We start from the raw sequence: 15,718 nt of genomic DNA, 5'->3' as shown, positions 1-15,718 counted from the left end.
GCCGGCCCGCGCCGCAGTCGCCGCTCAACCCGGCCGTGACCTGGGCAAGCGCCTGCCCGTCGCCAGTTTCGAGCCCGCCCGGCGGGGGTAGTAGGCCGGGTCGGATGAATCGGGAGAGAACAGACGATGAGACAGCCGAACGGCGGTGCGGGGCGCCGGTTGCCGGCCGCCCTCCCGGCGCAGGCAGTGGCCCGGTGAACCTGGAGATCCAGGTCCCCGGCGACGAGACCCTCAGCGTGCTGGAGACCGCGGCGTTGCTGCGCGAGCTGACCGCCGGCCTGATCGGCGTGGCCGATTTCGACGAGGCCCTGGCGGCCCTGGTCCGGATCGCCCGGGAGGCCGTGGCCGGCGTCGACTGGTGCGGCTTCACCGCGCTGCGGGCGGGGGAACCGGCCGGGGTGGCCGCCTCCGACCCGGCCCTCGCCGGCCTGGACGACCTGCGGCACGGCCCCGACTCGCCGGCGATGAGCGCCATCCACCGCCGCGAGATGATCCTCTCCGCGGACCTCAGCCGGGAGCCCCGCTGGCCGGAGTGGACGACCCAGGCCCGGGAGCTGGGGGTGCGCGGCGTCGTCTCCGCCCCCGTCGACGTCGACGAGCACGTCATCGGCGCCATCAACCTGTACGCCTCGACGCCGGAGGCGCTGAGCACCCGACACCAGCTCACCGCGATGCTCCTCGCGGAGCACGCCGGGCTCCTGCTCGCGGCGGTCCGGGACGCGCAGCGGCGGGCCGCGCGGGCCGGCGAGCTGGACGCCGCGCTGCTCGGCGAGGGCGTCGTCGGGCAGGCGGTCGGCGTCATCATGACCCAGCGCGGCTGCCCCGCCCCGGAGGCCCTGGAGGTGCTGCGCAGCGCCGCCGCGGCGCTGGACATCCCGCTGCGCGAGGTGGCCGAGCGCCTGGTGGTCACGGTCTCCCGGCCCCGCGAGAACTAGGGCGGCCGTCGTTTCCCCTGCCGGTGCCGGGGGTAGCACCCAGGACCGGTGCGCTGACGCGACAGGGGAGGACACGATGGAGAGCCGACTGCGGGTGCACGGTCATCCGATCCAACCGATGCTGGTGACGTTCCCGTTCGGGCTCTTCGTCAGCGCGACCGTCTTCGACTTCGCCGACGTGGCGGTCGGGCCGGCGTTCCTCGGCGAGGTCGGCTACTGGACCTCGGTCGCGGGGCTGGTCGCCGCCGCCCTGACCACGGTGGCCGGCATGGTCGACCTGTGGGACGCCGGCAGCGGCCGGACCCGCCGCACCAAGATCACGTTCAACCTGGCCAACACCGTGATGGCCGCGATGTTCCTGCTGAGCTGCCTGGTGCGGGCGAAGTCGCCGGAGCGCGGCGCGACGGCGGCCCTGCTCGCCACCGAGCTGGTCGCCCTCGCCGTGGGCGGCGTCGGCGTGTGGCTCGGCGCCCGGCTGATGCGGCAGTTCGAGGCGGTTCGCGCCGAGACCGGCGCGCTCGACGCGCTCGGCGGCCGGGGCGGCTCCACGGTGGAGATCGCCCGGCCCCGCGCCTGACCGCCGCGGCGCCGGTGGGGGCGGCGGGAAAAACTCATTGCCGCCGGGCCCGGGACCGGTCAGGGTGGCCGGATGAGCGGGGATCGCGGCTTCGAGGAACTGCTGGCCGAGGGCGCCGCCGTGCCGCTGCGGGGCTGGGACTTCTCGTGGCTGCACGGTCGGGCCGGCGAGGAACGGCCGCCGTGGGGCTACTCCCGGCTGGTGGCCGACCGGATGGCCCGCGCCGAATCGGCGCTGGACGTGGAGACCGGCGGCGGGGAGGTGCTGGCCGGGGTGCCCCGGCCGCCCCGGGTGCTGCTGGCCACCGAGGCGTGGCCGCCCAACGTGGAGGTGGCCCGCCGCACGCTGCGCCGGGTCGGCGGCACGGTGCTCCGGGTCGCCGAGGGCGGCGCCCTGCCGGTGCGGGACGCGACGCTGGACCTCGTGGTCAGCCGGCACCCGGTGCACACCCCCTGGGACGAGGTGGCCCGGGTGCTGCGGCCGGGCGGCACGTTCCTGTCCCAACAGATCCGTGGGGGCACGGTCCGGGAGCTGAGCGAGGCCCTGCTCGGCCCGCTGCCCGACCCCGACCGGCAGCTCCCCGGGCAGGCCGTGGCCGCCGCGCGGGCGGCCGGGCTCACGGTGGTCGACCTGCGCGAGGCCACCCTGCGCACTGTGTTCCACGACATCGCCGCGGTGGTCTACTTCCTGCGCAAGGTGGTGTGGACGGTCCCCGGGTTCACCGTCGGGCGGTACCGGCCGCAGCTCGCCCGGCTGCACGCCCGGATCGAGGCCGAGGGCGCGTTCGTCACCCACGCCCGGCGGTTCCTGATCGAGGCGGTCAAGCCGGCCTGACCGGGTCGCCGCCGCCCGCCCCGTGCGCCTCGGCGTGGTGCGCGGCGAGCACGTCCGCGCCGAAGTCGCCGGCCGGGCGGCGCAGCACCGTGTGGGCGTGGTTGCCGTCGTCGGCGGTGTTGTCGTACTCGATCAGCAGGTCCTCGGCCTGCACCCGGTAGTAGTGGCGCAGCCCCGGCCGGGTCGGGCCGGCCCAGGCGAAGTGCGTCTCGCCGCCGGTTAGGCGACGGGCCTCCCGGGTGGCCAGCTCCGGCGGCAGCCGGTCGAGGTAGAGCGCGACGACCCGGTCGAGCAGCGCCCGGCCGGTGGGGCCGAGCCGCCCGCGCGGCACGCCGAGCGGCTCGATCTGCCCCGGCGCGCTCGGCCGGGTGGCGCTGATGATGTCCGCCGGGGCGTCGTCGGCCACGATCGCCGCCGCCCGGCCCGCCGACCCGATGGCGTCGAGCAGGGCGCGGGCCAGGTCCTCCTCCGCGCCGAGCGGCCGGGACACCGGGTGCCCGGCGTGCCGGACGCAGGCCGGGTTGGCGCCGAGGAACAGCGGGGCGGGGGAGACCTGGTCGTCGACCACGGTCATGCTCACCGACAGGTGGTGCCCCTCGAACCGCCAGGCCCACCGGTCGTCGCGGGCCGGGTCGCCGAAGACCGCGATCCAGTAGTCGCCGCTGTGCCGGCCGCGCCGCCAGCCCTCGGCCCGGTCCAGCACCTCCTCCAGCGCCACGACCGACATGGCCTGGGCGTACGCGCCGGGGCTGAGCGCGGTGGCCAGCAGCCGGTGCGCGGCCTTGCGGCCGGCACGGTCGAGGTCGGCCAGGCAGACGCCGGGGCGCGGCCGGGGCCGGTACTCCAGCCACCGCCGGGCCGGGTCGTCGAAGGGGTGCGCCGCCGCGGCCCGCCCCGCCTCGTCGAGCGTGCCGAGCAGCGCGGTGCCGGCCGCGCGCATCTGTTCGGGCAGGGGATCCTCCATCGCCCCTGTATACCGCGTCGGCCGTCCGGCGGGGGTCAGCGGGCGGTGAGCAGGGCGAGCATCTCCGGCAGGTCGAAGAAGCGGGCGGTCTCCACCGCGGACGGGCCGCCGTGCTCCGGGTCGGCCCCGGCGGCCAGCAGCGCGCGTACGGTGTCGGCGTTGCGCCGGAACACGGCGGCGGCGAGCGCGGTCTGCCCCCGGTCGTTGACCCGGCCGTGGTCGGCGCCGCGCTCCAGCAGGGCGGCCACCGTGTCGGGGTGGTTGTGGTACGCGGCCAGGATCAGCAGCGTGTCGCCCTTGTCGTTGGTCATGTTGACCGGCAGGCCGGCGTCGACGTTCGCGCTCAGCTCCTCGGTGGCCCCGCCGCGCGCGAGGTCGAACATGCGGTGGGCGAAGGCGAGGGTCTCCGCGTCCAGGTCGTCGCTCATCCGTCCAGGCTAGTGGCCCGCGGGCCCCGCCCGCCTGGTAGCTTGCCGAGCCGGCGCGGGAGGGGCGGATGGACGACGACAGCGTGTACGTGGGCAACGCGGGCGTGGACGGCCCGGCGGAGGGCGGCTGGCTGCTCGGCCACTTCCTGCCGCCGGGCGACCCCCGGCACAGCACCGACGTGGAGGTGAAGTGGGGCGTGCACGCGGCGGGGGAGGCGCGCTCCCGCTGGGCGACGGACGAGCAGCGGACCGCGCTGCTGGTGCTGGTCAGCGGCGGCCCGTTCCGCCTGGAGCTGCCGGACCGCACGGTGCTGCTCGCCGAGCCGGGCGACTACGTGGTCTGGGGCCGGGGCGTGGACCACTCCTGGTACGCCGAGCGCGACTCGGTGCTGCTGGCCGTGCGCTGGCCCTCGCTGCCGGGCTACCGGGTCGCGCCGCCGGTGCGCCGCTGACGGACGGTGCGTGGTCGACCGGGCGGGGCGTAGTCGGCCGGGCGGGCAACCCCCGTCCCAGCATTCGGTATTACCTACTAAGCCTATAGGGTTTGCAGCGTATGCTGTCGGGGCACGTTCCGCCCGATCCCGTGAGGTCCCCGCAAATGGTCACCAGCCGCCGTGAGCCCGACCTGCTCGCCGTCGCCGCCCGCCACGCCGCCGACCCGGCCGGCTGGCCGGTGTCGCTGCGCTTCGACCCCGTCCAGCGGTGGTACGCCCGGCTCGCGGTCGCGGACGACCACGAGGTGTGGGCGCTGAGCTGGCTGCCCGGCCAGGGCACCGACCTGCACGACCACGGTGGCTCCTCCGGGGCGTTCCTCGTCGTTGACGGCGTCCTCACCGAGGAGACCGTCAGCGGCGGCCGGCTGCGCCCGCACCCCCTAGCCGCCGGGGCCGGTCGGCGGTTCGGCCCCCGCCACGTGCACGTCGTGACCAACCGGGGCGACCGGCCGGCGGTCAGCGTGCACGTCTACCGGCCCGCCCTGACCCGGATGACCCACTACCGGCTCGTCGACGGGCGGCTCCGCGTCGCCGAGGTCGCCGAGGCCGGCGTCGCCTGGTGACATCGTTGACGACTCCGACCGGGCGGACGACCGCCCGCCGTTCCTGGAAGGACCGAACCATGCCGCACCGCCCCGCCCCCGCCGACGGCTGTCCCGTCCCCGTGCCGCCCTCCGGCTCCCGGGGCATCGACCAGATCCTCGCCGCGGCCCGCGCCCGGCTGCGTCGGCTCGACCCGGAGCAGGCGCACGTGGCGTACCGCGAAGGCGCGCTGCTGGTCGACATCCGGCCGGCCGCGCAGCGGGCCGCGCAGGGCACCGTGCCGGGCGCCCTGACGGTCGAGCGCAACGTGCTGGAGTGGCGCTTCGACCCCCGCTGTCCGGCCCGGCTGCCCCAGGCGGTCGGCTACGACCTGCCGGTGATGATCCTCTGTCAGGAGGGCTACACCTCCTCGCTCGCCGCCGCGGCCCTCCAGGACATCGGCCTGCACCGCGCCACCGACGTCGTCGGCGGCTTCGCCGCCTGGCGCATCGCCGGCCTGCCCGCCCTCGGCCCCACGCCCCCGACCCGCACCCCGTCCGTCGCGCCGCCGGTGACCGCCGGCCAGCCGCATCGCTGACCGGCCGCGCCCCACCCAGGCGCGGCGGTCGGCACCGCCATCCCAGGAGGCACCATGTCCGTCGTCGCCATCTCCCCGCGTCCCCACCCGGCAAACCGGGCCGACCGGGCCCGCCCGGGCCGCGCCGACCGTCCGCTCGCCGCCGACGGCGGCCCGTCGCCGGCACCGTCGCGCTCCGCGTCGACCCTCACCGTCACCATCGAGCTGACCCCGGGCGAGCTGAGCCCCGGGCTCACCCGGCTGGTCGAGCTGCTGCGCGAGCTGGCCGAGTCGGGGGAGGGCACGCTGCGGGCGGCCCCGCCGCAGCGCCCGTCGGCGGAGCACCGGCCCCGCCCGGCGACGGCCGCGCCCGCCGCGCCCCGGGCGCTCGCCGTCGCCCCCCGGCCCGAGGACCCCGACGAGGTACGCGTCCTGGCGGCCTCCCGGGTGGTGCGGCAGGGCTCCCGGGTGATCCCGCTGACCCGCATCGAGTTCGACCTGCTGCACTTCCTCGCCGCGCACCCCCGCCGGGTCTTCACCCGCCTCCAGTTGCTCAGCAACGTCTGGGGCTACGAGCACGCCATCGCCCGCACCGTCGACGTGCACGTGCGCCGGCTGCGCGCCAAGCTCAGCGTGGCCAACCCGGTGGTCACCACCGTCTACGGTGTCGGTTACCGGCTCGCCGACGAGGCCCGCATCAGCGTCGACCCGTACCGCTGAGCCGGACCCTGCGGCCCCCGTGCCCGCCGAACCCGACCCCCCCGCCGACGGCCCGGCGGCCCGCGGCGCACCCCGACCCGGGGTGCGCCGCGTCCGCGTGTCGGACGCCCGCTCCGGTCGGCCGGGCCGCCGCCGCGCCCCGCCGGACGAGGCGAACCCACGCGGTGCCACCCCGGACCCCCACCGTCGCGGCGACTCTGCTGTAATCATCAGATCTCGTACGCAGAGCGAGCGGTCGGCTCCGATGCGTTCGTCAATTGTCACTTTCATGCAACGAGCCGTCCCTTGACCCTCCGCCCGGTGCCGGGAAGCATCGACGTAGCGGCGTCCCGGGCCGCGGGGGAGTCACCCGGACCAGCCAAGGAGGACCATGTCGGTCAGCCCCGCCTCGCCGCGTGCCGGATGGCATACGTCGCAGCCCGCGGTCCCCGGTCGGCCCCCCGGCGGTCAGCGCCGTCCCACCAGCGGCAACACACAGGTCCTCACCGTGACGCTCAACATCCCCCTGACCGCCGACGAGCCCCTGACCCCGGCGGCCCGCCGCCTGCTCGAGGCGGCCCGCGAGATGCTCGAAGGCGGCGAGGCGGTCGTCTCCACCGGGCCCGCCCCGGAACGCCGGGCCGACCAGACGCCCGCCGGCCAGGTGCCGGCCGGCCGCGCCCCGGCCCGGCCGGCGGCCCCCACGATCCCCGTCCTGCACATCCTGGCGTCGTCCCGGTCGGTGCTGCGCGACGGTGAGCCGCTGCCCCTGACCCGGCTGGAGTTCGACCTCCTGCTGCACCTGGTCGCCCACCCGCGCCGCGTCTTCACCCGGCTGCAACTGCTCACCGCGGTCTGGGGGTACGAGCACGCCGGGGTGCGCACCGTCGACGTGCACGTGCGCCGCCTGCGCGGCAAGGTCGGGATGGACGTGCCGCTGGTCACCACCGTCTACGGGGTCGGCTACCGGCTCGCCGACGACGCCCTGGTCACCATCGACCGCACCGGCTGACCTTCCTCGGGAGCATCCCACCGGCGATACGGGCACGATGGTCGGCATGCGCGTGCGACCCATCTCCCCCGAGCGACTCGTCACCAAGTTGACCGAGCGGCTGGCCACCACCGAGGCGCCCGGCCGGCTCCGCGTCGCCGTCGACGGGGCCCCGGCGGCGGCCCCCGAGGCGCTGGCCGCCGCGCTGGTCGACCCGCTGCGCGCCCTCGGCCGCCCCGTGCTGCACGTACGGGCCGAGGGCTTCCTGCGCCCCGCCTCCGTCCGCCTCGAACACGGGCGCAACAACCCCGACTCCTACTACGAGGGCTGGGTCGACGAACCCGGGCTGCGCCGCGAGGTGCTCGCCCCGGCGGGGCCGGGCGGCTCGGGCCGGGTGCTGCCCTCCCTCTGGGACCCCCGCACCGACCGGGCCAGCCGGGCCGCCTACGTCACGCTGCCGCCCGATGGCATCGTCCTGGTCAGCGGGACGCTGCTGCTCGGCGGCGGGCTCCCCGTCGACCTCGCCGTGCACCTGGCGCTCTCCCCGGCGGCCCTGGCCCGCCGCACCGACCCGGAGCTGCACTGGACGCTGCCGGCCTTCGCCCGGTACGCCGAGGAGGTCGACCCGGCCGGCTTCGCCGACGTGGTGGTCCGCCTCGACGACCCGCGCCACCCCGCGCTCGTGGAGCCGGACTGAGGCCGGCCGGCGGCCTGGACCGGGGCCGACGCTCGTGGAGCCGGACGCCTGGACCGGGGTCCGCGCTCGTGGGGCCGGACGCCTCGACCGGGGCCCGAGCCGGACGCGAGCGGGCGGTTCGACGATTCCCCGGTTTGATCCTTCGGGAGCGTGGGTAATCGCCCCGCTCAACAGGGCGCGGATGATCTCCATTCGCGCCCACCGTACCGACCGGGCCCGGGGCCGAGGCCCCGGTGTACCAGGCCACGAAAGGCAGGCAGTGATGCTCGTCCACGACACGGTTGCCCCCGTCCGTTCGCAGGCGGAGAGCGACCAGATCCGGGCGTCCCTGAAGGCGCGCTACGCCGAGCTGTCCGCCGAGTACGAGCACGCGGTGGCGCAGAGCCAGGTGCTGCGGCTGGTGGAGGTCGGCGACACCGCCGGCGACGACCAGGCCGACAGCGGCACCAAGAGCGCCGAGCGGGAGACCGCGCAGTCCCTGCTGCGCACCATCCTCGACCGGCGGGCGCAGTTCGAGCACGCCCTGAGCCGCCTCGACGAGGGCACGTACGGCTTCTGCGAGGGCTGCACAGACCCGATCGCGGTGGAGCGGCTGGAAATCTTCCCGGCGGCCACCTCCTGCGTGACGTGCAAGCAGACCCGGGAGCGCCGGGCCGCCTGAGCGCCCCGCCTCCGGTTGCCGGTCGAACGCGGACGCGGTGGACTCCACCGATGGGTGAGATCAAGGTGGGCACCGCGTCCTGGACCGACCGGACCCTGCTCGACTCCGGCTGGTACCCGCAGACGGCGGACACCCCGGAGAAGCGGCTGTCGTACTACGCCAGGCAGTTCCCGCTGGTCGAGGTCGACGCCACCTACTACTCGCCGCCGGCGGAGCGCACGGCCCGGCTCTGGGCCGAGCGCACGCCGGCGGGGTTCACCTTCAACGTCAAGGCGTTCAGCCTGCTGACCGGCCACCCGACGCGGGTCTCCGCCCTCTACAAGGACCTGCGGCCGGAGACCGACAAGCGCAACGTCTACCCCGACGACCTGCCCGCGCAGGCGTACGAGGAGGTGTGGACCCGGTTCCTGTCCGCCCTCGACCCCCTCGTGGCGGCGGGCCGGCTGGGCGCGTTGCTGTTCCAGTTCCCGCCGTGGTTCACCATCAAGCGGGACAACAAGCAGTACCTGCTGGAGGTGGCCCGCCGGTGCGCGCCGCTGCGGCCGGTGTTCGAGTTCCGCCACGCGTCCTGGTTCGACGGCTCCAACCGAGACGAGACGCTGGGCTTCCTGCGCGAGCACGAGCTGGCGTACGTCAGCGTGGACATGCCGCAGGGCCACCGCTCCTCGGTGCCGCCGGTGCTGGAGGCCACCGCCGACCTGGCGGTGGTCCGCTTCCACGGCCACAGCGAGAAGTGGACCAGCAAGGACATCCACGAGAAGTTCGGCTACGACTACTCGGACCGGGAGCTGAGGGAGTGGGCCCCGAAGCTGCGGAAGCTTGCCGACCAGGCGGCCGAGACCCACGTGCTCATGAACAACTGTTATCGGGACTACGCGCAGACCAATGCGGCTACCCTCAAACGCCTGTTGACCAGGTAAAATACTGTTCAGTCGGGCGAGCCGGGGTTGCGCACATCGCACATAGTTCCGATAAAGTCTCCGGATGCACCCCGACTTCGCCGTGCTCGCCGAGTCCTGGAAGCTCGCCCTTGACGCCGACGGGTACGCCGCCAACACGCTCACCAGCTACGAGCGAGCGATGAGGCACCTAGCTGAGTGGCTGGCCGAGGAGCATCCGGGCGTCGGGCCGGCAGATGTCACCCGAACCCACATACGCAGTTGGATCATCCACGTCCGAGACCGGTCATCCAGCGGCACTGCCCGCAGTTGGTTCGCTGGCATCCGCAAGTTCTACCGGTGGGCTGTCGAAGAGGGGGAAGTCGACGTCGACCCCACCGAGGGCATTCGCACGCCGGCGGCCAATGACCCCACCACCCCTGTGCTTACCATCGCCCAGGTTCGCGACCTGCTCGGCACGTGCGGCTCCCGAACCTTCATCGACCGCCGAGACGCGGCCATCATCTACGTGTTCGTCGACGGCGGCCTCCGGCTCGCTGAGATGGCCGGCCTCCAGGTGGCCGACGTCGACACCCGGGACCGCCTGCTGTTTGTAGAGGGCAAGGGCACCAACCGGTCCGGGCCGCGGCGACGGGCGGTGCCGCTCGGCGTGAAGGCCACGCGGGCGCTGGATCGGTACCTGCGGGAGCGGCGCAGGCATCCGTACGCGGAGCTGCCGCAGCTCTGGCTGGGAGCCCGAGGACAGACGTTGGGCGGCGGAGGGGTCAAGCGCATGATCGAGCGCCGCGGGGAGCTCGTTGGGCTCGATCTGCACCCGCACATGTTCCGGCACACGTGGGCCTCGGAGTTCCGCAAGGCCGGCGGCAACGAGGGTGACCTGATGGTGCTCGGCGGGTGGCGGAATCGGGCCATGCTCGACCGATACGGCAAGGTCGCGGCGGGGGAGAGGGCGCAGGAGGCGTACCGGCGCCTGGCGCTGGGCGACCGAATCTGACACAGCGAGAAGCCCCGGCTCCCATTGCGGGCGGCCGGGGCTTTGTCGTGTCTGGGTCAGGCGGTGCGGCGGCGGGGGCCGGCTCGGTACGGCTCCAGCACCCGATCGAGTAGAGCGGTGAGCAGGTCCCGCTCGCCGCTGTCGAGGTCGCTGTCGTCGGCGAGGAGCCGGTCTACCTCGTCGGCGAGCGGGTGGGCGGTGCGCGGGACGGTTGGCTCTGCGGCCTGTTCGTACTCCGACGGCCGGGCGCGGCCGGTAAGAATCCGCAGGTCGCGCAGCGTCGTTCCTGGGACGACCCGCTGGATGCGTTCCAAGTTCGCCTCGCCGGGCTGGACTTCTCCTCGGAAGTACCGGCCGAGTAGCCCCGAGTCGATGCCCGTGAGCTTGGACAGGCTCGCCTGATCGTGGGCCACCTTGGCCCGTTTGGCGTGGCCGATCACGTACTCGCGGAACTTGACGTGGTCCCAATCGGTGCTCACATGCAGGAAGGCTACGGCATTGTGCGCGCGTGCACGAGGCACCGGGTAGATCGCGCCCGGCACGGCCGCGCGTCCCTGGGCTGGGCGTCGAAGCAGGGGAGTGGCTGACCTGCGTGGATGGTCCATGGGTCTCTCTCTATCCCTTCGTGCACGCGTGCATTTTCTGGCCCACAGTCTTGCATGCATGCCTGCACAGCGCTAGCGTGGTTGCATGCTTGCAGCGCCCGGAGGTGCTCCGAAGATTCGGCTCAACGCCGACGTCTTCCTGGACCTCCTGAAGCCCCTCGGCTTCGACACCACCACCGACATCGCCCGCCACCTCGGCGTCGATCCGGGCAACCTCGGCCGGATCCTCCGCGGCCAGGGCGTCAGCACCGAGTTCATCGCCCGCGTCCACCTCGCCTACCCGAAGGTCCCCTTCGAGCGGCTCTTCCGAGTGGAGCTGTCATGAGCCAGAACCCCAGCAGCCGCCGGCTTCACGCCCAAGTCGCTGCCCACACCCGCTGGTCGCGCGAGAGCGACCGGAAGGCGGCTACCGGCAAGGCCCGGGCCGCCTTCATCGACCGGTTCGAGAGGGAGGTCGACCCCGACGGCGTGCTGCCGCCGGAGGAGCGAGCCCTCCGCGCCGAGTCGGCCAAGAAGGCGTACTTCGTGCGGCTCGCCATCAAGAGCGCCGCCGCTCGGGCCCGCCGCAAGGGCGCCGCATGAACCCGCTGCGGTCCCCGCACACGATGCCGCACCACAACGCGGCGAAGACGCACTGCCCGCGCGGCCACGAGTACACGCCGCAGAACACCTACAGCCGACGCACCGCGAAGGGCTACGCCCGGCGGGAGTGCAAGACCTGCCGCCGTGAGCGGCTGGCGATCCGCGCCGCCGCCTGAAACGAGCGAGCCCCCACCGAGGCCACGGCAGGGGCTCAACACCCGGACAACCCACCCGCGAAGCAAGGAGTCCAGATGCAGCACCAGACCCTACCCGACACGACCACCGCCCCGGCCGAGCCGGAGCGCTACACGGTCACCATCCCCGGCGCGTTCGCCTGGGCTGACCGGCAGCTCGTGATCCCCGCCCCGCACACCGCCGACGAGATCGCCCGGGTGATCCACGCCGAGCTGACCGAGGTCGGGTACGCCGACCTCGACGTGACCGTCGACCTGGCCGCCGGGATGGCGCGCATCGTCTGGCAGGGCGGCCCGCTTGACGCCCCGATCACCGGCCCGGGCGTCGCCGCCCCGGCCGAGCCGGAGCGCCCCGACCTCACCGCCGCCGTCGCCCTGCTGCGCGACCTGTACGCCGCCGGCTGGCTGTTCGACAGCACGGTCCCGATGGTCGACGGCCGCGAGCACACCCTGCTCCACCCGGCGGGGCCGCAGATCACCGCCCGGACCCGCCCCGGCAGCACCGTCGACCTCACCCTGACCGGCCTGACGCTCGACCAGGCGGTCGCCGCGGTCCGCGCCGCCGGGCTCGCCCCGGCCGCCGCCCCGGCCGAGCTGACCGTCCGCGAGCGCCTCGCCGCCGAGCTCCACCGCATCGCCGCCGACCTGCTCCGCGAGGACCTGCCGCTGCCCGATGGGTACATGCGCGCCGACCTGCACCTCGGGATCCTCGACTCCCGCGCCGACCTGGACGGGTGGGCCGACTACCTCGGCAGCCCGGTCAAGGTCAACCCCGCCAACAGCATCCCGAGCACCAAGCGCGCAATCAAGCTCGGCACCAGGGCGACCCTGCACGTCGGCCTGCAGGCCGACCCGGACCCCCGCAGCGAGGTCGAGCAGCTCCGCGCCCGGGTCGCCGAGCTGGAGGCGCAGCAGACCACCGGCGGCACCCGGTGACCGGCCCGCTGCGGCACCGCGCCGCCGACGACCTGCCGCCGCTGCCCCCGGTCCGGCCGCTCGGCCCGATCCCCGGCTCCGGCTCCGGTGGGCCGACCGTCGCCGACCCGACCGGCCTGCGCTACGACCGCGGCGACGTCGAGGAGGAGCCCGCCGCCTGTCCGCTCCCCGCTGGGGTGGAGGGGCACGCCATCACCGGCCGCCGCCGGCCCGGCCCCGCGATCACCGTCCCCATCAAGGCCTGCTGCGGCGAGGTCCTCGCCGGTGAGCAGTGCGACTGCGCCGAGATGGCCGAGCAGATCCGCCAGGCCCCGGTGATCGTGCAGCAGCCCACCACCCCGACCCGCGCCGAGCTGGCCGCCGAGGTGGACCGGCTCCGCGCCGCCCTGGCCGCCGAGCGGGCCGAGGCACGCGCCGACCGGCTGACCGCCGCCCGCACCGAGCGGCAGCTCCGCGCGGAGCTGTCCGTGCTCCGCCGCCTCGCCGAGCAGCACGCGGTCGCCTCGGCCGCACTCACCCCCGACGCCCTGCCGTCCCGGGCCGCCCGGGACCTCGACACCTGCGAGCAGATCTGGGCCCTCGACACGGCCCCCACCGACACCTTGGGAGAGACCCGATGACGACCACCGCCCAGACCGCCAGCGCCGCCCGCCTCGCCGACATCCGCCGCCTGGCCGAGGCCGCCCTCGCCGGCCCCGCCGACACCACCGCCCGGCAGCTCGCCGAAGGCGTCCAGTGGATGCTCACGGCCGCCGCCGCCGACCAGCAGCGAGTCCGGTCGCTGGTCACCGACATGGCCGGCGAGACCGGCAGCTTGGGCAGCCAGGTGGCGTACCTGACCGCCGACCTGGAGCAGGCCCGCGCCGAGCTGGCCGCCGAGCGGGAGCGCACCTCCCGGCTGGAGGACGCGCTCGCCGAGGCCGAGCAGCGCGCCGCCAGCATGCGCATCGCCCTCGACGACGCCGACGCCGACGCCGAGGGCACCCGGTGAGCACCACCACCGCCGCGACCGTGCCGGCCCCCACCGTGGGGCCGGCCGGCCCGGCCACCCCGCCCACCGGCTACGTCGGCCGCCACCGCGCCGGCCGGAGCGAGCGGCGCGGCACCCACCACCAGGTCGCCGAGCCCGTGCCGGGCGACTGGTCGCCGCTCGACCCGGCCACCCGGCAGCGCATCGCCCCCGGCCACTACACCGAGACGGCCCTCCCCGCCGGCCCCGACGACCGCACCGGCGTCATGCCGGCCATCGCCGACCCGGTTAGCCCGACCCGAGAGGAGCAGCCGTGACCCTCACCGTCGTCGCGACCCTCCCGCCCACCGCCCTGTGCCGGGGCTGCGGCAGGTACCTCGATTCCGCCGCTGCGGCCGGATGGGACGGGCAGCCGGGCGTCTACGACCGGCACCCCGGGTGTGAGCCCGGCGGCCGGCCCCTGCGACTGATCCACGGAGGAAAGACCGCGTGAAGATCCAACGCGTCAACCGGGGCCGTAACCACTGGTACGTCGACCAGGACGCCAGCGGCGAACGAGTCCCCGGTGTCACGACCATCACCGGTGGCGGGTTGCCCAAGCCGGCGCTCATCAACTGGGCCGGAGAGGCCACCGCCGAGTACGCCGTCGACAACTGGGACACCCTCGCCGCGATGGGCCCGGCCGCCCGGCTCAAGGCCATCAAGGCCGGCCGGTACGCCAGCCGCGACGAAGCCGCCAACCGCGGCACCCAGGTCCACAAGCTCGGCGAGCGCCTGCTCCTCGGCGAGCAGGTCACCGTCCCGCCGCTGCTCGAAGGGTACGTCCGCTCGTACGTGCAGTTCCTCGACGACTTCGACGTCGACCCCGTGCACGTCGAGGCCGTCGTCTACTCCGAGACCCACCGGCACGTCGGCACCCTCGACCTGATCGCCGACCTGCGGTTCCCCGACATGCCCGAGTACGACGACCTGGAGCGCAGCGCCGACGGGTACGTGCGGTCGCTGATCGACGTCAAGACGAGCCGGACGGGCATCTTCGGTGACGTCGCCGTGCAGCTCGCCCCGTACCGCTACTCGGAGTTCCTGATCGCCCGGGACCCGGAGAGCGGCGACGAGCAGGTCATCGACATGCCGGAGGTCGCGTTCACCGGGGCCGTGCACGTCACCCCGCACGGCTACGAGCTGCGGCCGGTGCTGGCCGGACCGGACCAGTACCGCGACTTCCTCTACATCAAGGAGGTCGCCCGGTTCGTCGACACGTCCCGGGACCTGGTGGGCGAGCCGGTCATCCCGCCGACGACCGCCCGGTTCGAGCTGACCCGCATCGACCTCGACCCGGCCGCCGAGGTCGGCGAGCTCACGGAAGCCGCGTTCTGATGGCCGACCCGAAGACCCTCGACGAGGCCCTGCTCGCCTTCCAGGCTGACCCGCCGACGCTGGTCAAGGACAAGAGCGGCCAGGTCGGCAACCAGCGCACCAGGTACGCCGACCTGGTTCAGGTCAACGCGGTGGTGCTGTCGGCGCTCAACAAGCTCGGCGTGGTCTACAAGACGAGGCCGATCGTCCGCGACGTCGAGCCGCGGTTCGTGCTCGCCTACGAGCTGCGGCACGTGGCGTCGGGCACGGCCGAGGCCGGCGAGTACCCGCTGAAGCTCAGCGAGAACCCGATGCAGATGGGCTCGGCGATCACCTACGCCCGCCGGTACGTGCTGCTGGCGCTGACCGGGGTGGCGGCCGAGGACGAGGACGACGACGGGCAGAGCGCATCGGGTCGGTACGCCCAGCGGGCCGAGCAGCGGCGCCGGCCGCCGGCCGCGGGCGGTGGGGCAACGGCGCAGCGCGCCCATCGCCCCCGCCAGGCCGGGCCGGCGCTGCCGGGCGAACAGCCGACCGCCGGCCGTGCCGGTGGCGGGATCAGCGAGCCGCAGCAGCGCAAGCTCCACGCCTCCCTGCGCGACGCGGGCAAGGCCGACCGGGCGTCCGCCCTGGCCTACATCTCCGACGTCGTCGGCCACGAGATCACCTCGACGGGCGACCTGACCGGGGCTGAGGCGTCCCTGGTTCTCGACCGTCTCGCCCAGGCCGCCGGATGACGGCCCGCCCCGCCCGGACCCGGCCGGCACCGCGCATCGAGCGCGCGACGGGGCGCCACCCACTCG

The 15,718-nt window shown here is 74.7% G+C and carries 24 protein-coding genes; 21 read left to right on the top strand and 3 right to left on the bottom strand.

Annotated elements, in window-relative coordinates; genetic code table 11:
- Window positions 1-194: 194 nt before the first annotated feature.
- From LPU43_RS19810 to LPU43_RS19800, 3 genes are all read left to right on the top strand, one after another.
- Window positions 195-935, top strand: coding sequence for a GAF and ANTAR domain-containing protein (locus LPU43_RS19810; RefSeq protein WP_229401964.1), 741 nt, complete (start codon window positions 195-197; stop codon window positions 933-935).
- 76 nt (window positions 936-1,011) lie between these two features.
- Window positions 1,012-1,512, top strand: a complete 501-nt coding sequence (locus LPU43_RS19805) for a DUF2231 domain-containing protein (RefSeq protein WP_229401963.1) — start codon at window positions 1,012-1,014, stop codon at window positions 1,510-1,512.
- A gap of 72 nt (window positions 1,513-1,584) precedes the next feature.
- Entirely contained in the window at window positions 1,585-2,346 is a 762-nt protein-coding gene (locus LPU43_RS19800; RefSeq protein ID WP_229401962.1) for a class I SAM-dependent methyltransferase, read from the top strand.
- On the opposite strand, the gene LPU43_RS19795 is transcribed toward LPU43_RS19800, so the two are convergent.
- Together LPU43_RS19795 and LPU43_RS19790 are read right to left on the bottom strand one after the other, a co-directional pair.
- The gene (locus LPU43_RS19795) at window positions 2,333-3,310 is read right to left on the bottom strand and encodes a DUF3500 domain-containing protein (protein WP_229401961.1); all 978 of its coding nucleotides are present in this window, start codon (window positions 3,308-3,310) and stop codon (window positions 2,333-2,335) included. The genes LPU43_RS19800 and LPU43_RS19795 overlap by 14 nt on opposite strands.
- A gap of 35 nt (window positions 3,311-3,345) precedes the next feature.
- Complete coding sequence (locus LPU43_RS19790; protein ID WP_229401960.1) at window positions 3,346-3,738, bottom strand: ankyrin repeat domain-containing protein; 393 nt, start codon at window positions 3,736-3,738, stop codon at window positions 3,346-3,348.
- 68 nt (window positions 3,739-3,806) lie between these two features.
- Here LPU43_RS19790 and LPU43_RS19785 point away from each other — a divergent pair, with 68 nt between their 5' ends.
- The 9 genes from LPU43_RS19785 to LPU43_RS19745 all read left to right on the top strand — a co-directional run bounded on the left by LPU43_RS19785 (window position 3,807) and on the right by LPU43_RS19745 (window position 10,272).
- Window positions 3,807-4,190, top strand: a complete 384-nt coding sequence (locus LPU43_RS19785; protein WP_229401959.1) for a cupin domain-containing protein — start codon at window positions 3,807-3,809, stop codon at window positions 4,188-4,190.
- A gap of 146 nt (window positions 4,191-4,336) precedes the next feature.
- On the top strand, window positions 4,337-4,795 hold the full coding sequence (locus LPU43_RS19780) for a cysteine dioxygenase (RefSeq protein ID WP_229401958.1): 459 nt from the start codon (window positions 4,337-4,339) through the stop codon (window positions 4,793-4,795).
- A gap of 59 nt (window positions 4,796-4,854) precedes the next feature.
- Entirely contained in the window at window positions 4,855-5,352 is a 498-nt protein-coding gene (locus LPU43_RS19775; RefSeq protein WP_229401957.1) for a rhodanese-like domain-containing protein, read from the top strand.
- A gap of 54 nt (window positions 5,353-5,406) precedes the next feature.
- Entirely contained in the window at window positions 5,407-6,051 is a 645-nt protein-coding gene (locus tag LPU43_RS19770) for a winged helix-turn-helix domain-containing protein (RefSeq protein WP_229401956.1), read from the top strand.
- Between the two features lie 370 nt (window positions 6,052-6,421).
- On the top strand, window positions 6,422-7,042 hold the full coding sequence (locus LPU43_RS19765; RefSeq protein ID WP_229401955.1) for a winged helix-turn-helix domain-containing protein: 621 nt from the start codon (window positions 6,422-6,424) through the stop codon (window positions 7,040-7,042).
- A 46-nt stretch (window positions 7,043-7,088) separates the two neighbouring features.
- Window positions 7,089-7,718 carry a nucleoside/nucleotide kinase family protein gene (locus tag LPU43_RS19760; RefSeq protein WP_229401954.1) on the top strand — a complete coding sequence of 210 codons (630 nt, stop codon included), beginning with the start codon at window positions 7,089-7,091 and terminating at the stop codon, window positions 7,716-7,718.
- A gap of 262 nt (window positions 7,719-7,980) precedes the next feature.
- Window positions 7,981-8,379 carry a TraR/DksA family transcriptional regulator gene (locus tag LPU43_RS19755; protein WP_229401953.1) on the top strand — a complete coding sequence of 133 codons (399 nt, stop codon included), beginning with the start codon at window positions 7,981-7,983 and terminating at the stop codon, window positions 8,377-8,379.
- A 50-nt stretch (window positions 8,380-8,429) separates the two neighbouring features.
- Complete coding sequence (locus LPU43_RS19750) at window positions 8,430-9,299, top strand: DUF72 domain-containing protein (protein ID WP_229401952.1); 870 nt, start codon at window positions 8,430-8,432, stop codon at window positions 9,297-9,299.
- Between the two features lie 64 nt (window positions 9,300-9,363).
- Window positions 9,364-10,272, top strand: coding sequence for a tyrosine-type recombinase/integrase (locus LPU43_RS19745; RefSeq protein WP_229401951.1), 909 nt, complete (start codon window positions 9,364-9,366; stop codon window positions 10,270-10,272).
- Window positions 10,273-10,328: 56 nt separating this feature from the next.
- On the opposite strand, the gene LPU43_RS19740 is transcribed toward LPU43_RS19745, so the two are convergent.
- Entirely contained in the window at window positions 10,329-10,751 is a 423-nt protein-coding gene (locus LPU43_RS19740; protein ID WP_229401950.1) for a hypothetical protein, read from the bottom strand.
- Window positions 10,752-10,962: 211 nt separating this feature from the next.
- On the opposite strand from LPU43_RS19740, the gene LPU43_RS19735 reads away from it, so the two are divergent.
- The 9 genes from LPU43_RS19735 (at window position 10,963) to LPU43_RS19695 (ending at window position 15,652) form a co-directional block, all read left to right on the top strand.
- Window positions 10,963-11,202, top strand: coding sequence for a helix-turn-helix domain-containing protein (locus LPU43_RS19735; protein WP_229401949.1), 240 nt, complete (start codon window positions 10,963-10,965; stop codon window positions 11,200-11,202).
- Window positions 11,199-11,459: a hypothetical protein gene (locus tag LPU43_RS19730; RefSeq protein ID WP_229401948.1), complete on the top strand. Its 261-nt coding sequence runs from the start codon at window positions 11,199-11,201 to the stop codon at window positions 11,457-11,459. The genes LPU43_RS19735 and LPU43_RS19730 overlap by 4 nt, the downstream gene beginning before the upstream one ends.
- Window positions 11,456-11,635 carry a hypothetical protein gene (locus LPU43_RS19725; protein ID WP_229401947.1) on the top strand — a complete coding sequence of 60 codons (180 nt, stop codon included), beginning with the start codon at window positions 11,456-11,458 and terminating at the stop codon, window positions 11,633-11,635. The genes LPU43_RS19730 and LPU43_RS19725 overlap by 4 nt, the downstream gene beginning before the upstream one ends.
- Before the next feature lie 75 nt (window positions 11,636-11,710).
- Window positions 11,711-12,589 carry a hypothetical protein gene (locus LPU43_RS19720; protein WP_229401946.1) on the top strand — a complete coding sequence of 293 codons (879 nt, stop codon included), beginning with the start codon at window positions 11,711-11,713 and terminating at the stop codon, window positions 12,587-12,589.
- Entirely contained in the window at window positions 12,586-13,209 is a 624-nt protein-coding gene (locus tag LPU43_RS19715; protein ID WP_229401945.1) for a hypothetical protein, read from the top strand. Before LPU43_RS19720 ends, LPU43_RS19715 begins: the two co-directional genes overlap by 4 nt.
- Window positions 13,206-13,580: a hypothetical protein gene (locus LPU43_RS19710; protein ID WP_229401944.1), complete on the top strand. Its 375-nt coding sequence runs from the start codon at window positions 13,206-13,208 to the stop codon at window positions 13,578-13,580. Before LPU43_RS19715 ends, LPU43_RS19710 begins: the two co-directional genes overlap by 4 nt.
- A complete protein-coding gene (locus tag LPU43_RS19705; protein WP_229401943.1) occupies window positions 13,577-13,876 on the top strand; it encodes a hypothetical protein in 300 nt (99 codons plus the stop codon). Before LPU43_RS19710 ends, LPU43_RS19705 begins: the two co-directional genes overlap by 4 nt.
- A gap of 172 nt (window positions 13,877-14,048) precedes the next feature.
- Entirely contained in the window at window positions 14,049-14,936 is an 888-nt protein-coding gene (locus tag LPU43_RS19700; RefSeq protein ID WP_229401942.1) for a hypothetical protein, read from the top strand.
- The gene (locus LPU43_RS19695; RefSeq protein ID WP_229401941.1) at window positions 14,936-15,652 is read left to right on the top strand and encodes an ERF family protein; all 717 of its coding nucleotides are present in this window, start codon (window positions 14,936-14,938) and stop codon (window positions 15,650-15,652) included. The genes LPU43_RS19700 and LPU43_RS19695 overlap by 1 nt, the downstream gene beginning before the upstream one ends.
- Window positions 15,653-15,718: the final 66 nt, after the last annotated feature.

The sequence above is a fragment of the Micromonospora okii genome (assembly GCF_020884795.1).
GTDB classification, from domain to species: Bacteria; Actinomycetota; Actinomycetes; order Mycobacteriales; family Micromonosporaceae; genus Micromonospora; species Micromonospora okii.
The sequence above is the reverse complement of the archived record's forward strand: the minus strand, read 5'-3'. Positions and strand labels throughout refer to the sequence as shown.

Bases quoted from the DNA above. Each gene is read 5' to 3' on its own strand.
- LPU43_RS19720 (WP_229401946.1), top strand. From the start codon at position 11,711: ATGCAGCACCAGACCCTACCCGACACGACCACCGCCCCGGCCGAGCCG.
- LPU43_RS19770 (WP_229401956.1), top strand. From the start codon at position 5,407: ATGTCCGTCGTCGCCATCTCCCCGCGTCCCCACCCGGCAAACCGGGCC.
- LPU43_RS19765 (WP_229401955.1), top strand. From the start codon at position 6,422: ATGTCGGTCAGCCCCGCCTCGCCGCGTGCCGGATGGCATACGTCGCAG.
- LPU43_RS19795 (WP_229401961.1), bottom strand. From the start codon at position 3,310: ATGGAGGATCCCCTGCCCGAACAGATGCGCGCGGCCGGCACCGCGCTG.
- LPU43_RS19730 (WP_229401948.1), top strand. From the start codon at position 11,199: ATGAGCCAGAACCCCAGCAGCCGCCGGCTTCACGCCCAAGTCGCTGCC.
- LPU43_RS19800 (WP_229401962.1), top strand. From the start codon at position 1,585: ATGAGCGGGGATCGCGGCTTCGAGGAACTGCTGGCCGAGGGCGCCGCC.
- LPU43_RS19735 (WP_229401949.1), top strand. From the start codon at position 10,963: ATGCTTGCAGCGCCCGGAGGTGCTCCGAAGATTCGGCTCAACGCCGAC.
- LPU43_RS19745 (WP_229401951.1), top strand. From the start codon at position 9,364: ATGCACCCCGACTTCGCCGTGCTCGCCGAGTCCTGGAAGCTCGCCCTT.
- LPU43_RS19695 (WP_229401941.1), top strand. From the start codon at position 14,936: ATGGCCGACCCGAAGACCCTCGACGAGGCCCTGCTCGCCTTCCAGGCT.
- LPU43_RS19755 (WP_229401953.1), top strand. From the start codon at position 7,981: ATGCTCGTCCACGACACGGTTGCCCCCGTCCGTTCGCAGGCGGAGAGC.
- LPU43_RS19725 (WP_229401947.1), top strand. From the start codon at position 11,456: ATGAACCCGCTGCGGTCCCCGCACACGATGCCGCACCACAACGCGGCG.
- LPU43_RS19790 (WP_229401960.1), bottom strand. From the start codon at position 3,738: ATGAGCGACGACCTGGACGCGGAGACCCTCGCCTTCGCCCACCGCATG.
- LPU43_RS19750 (WP_229401952.1), top strand. From the start codon at position 8,430: ATGGGTGAGATCAAGGTGGGCACCGCGTCCTGGACCGACCGGACCCTG.
- LPU43_RS19775 (WP_229401957.1), top strand. From the start codon at position 4,855: ATGCCGCACCGCCCCGCCCCCGCCGACGGCTGTCCCGTCCCCGTGCCG.
- LPU43_RS19805 (WP_229401963.1), top strand. From the start codon at position 1,012: ATGGAGAGCCGACTGCGGGTGCACGGTCATCCGATCCAACCGATGCTG.
- LPU43_RS19710 (WP_229401944.1), top strand. From the start codon at position 13,206: ATGACGACCACCGCCCAGACCGCCAGCGCCGCCCGCCTCGCCGACATC.
- LPU43_RS19780 (WP_229401958.1), top strand. From the start codon at position 4,337: ATGGTCACCAGCCGCCGTGAGCCCGACCTGCTCGCCGTCGCCGCCCGC.
- LPU43_RS19760 (WP_229401954.1), top strand. From the start codon at position 7,089: ATGCGCGTGCGACCCATCTCCCCCGAGCGACTCGTCACCAAGTTGACC.
- LPU43_RS19785 (WP_229401959.1), top strand. From the start codon at position 3,807: ATGGACGACGACAGCGTGTACGTGGGCAACGCGGGCGTGGACGGCCCG.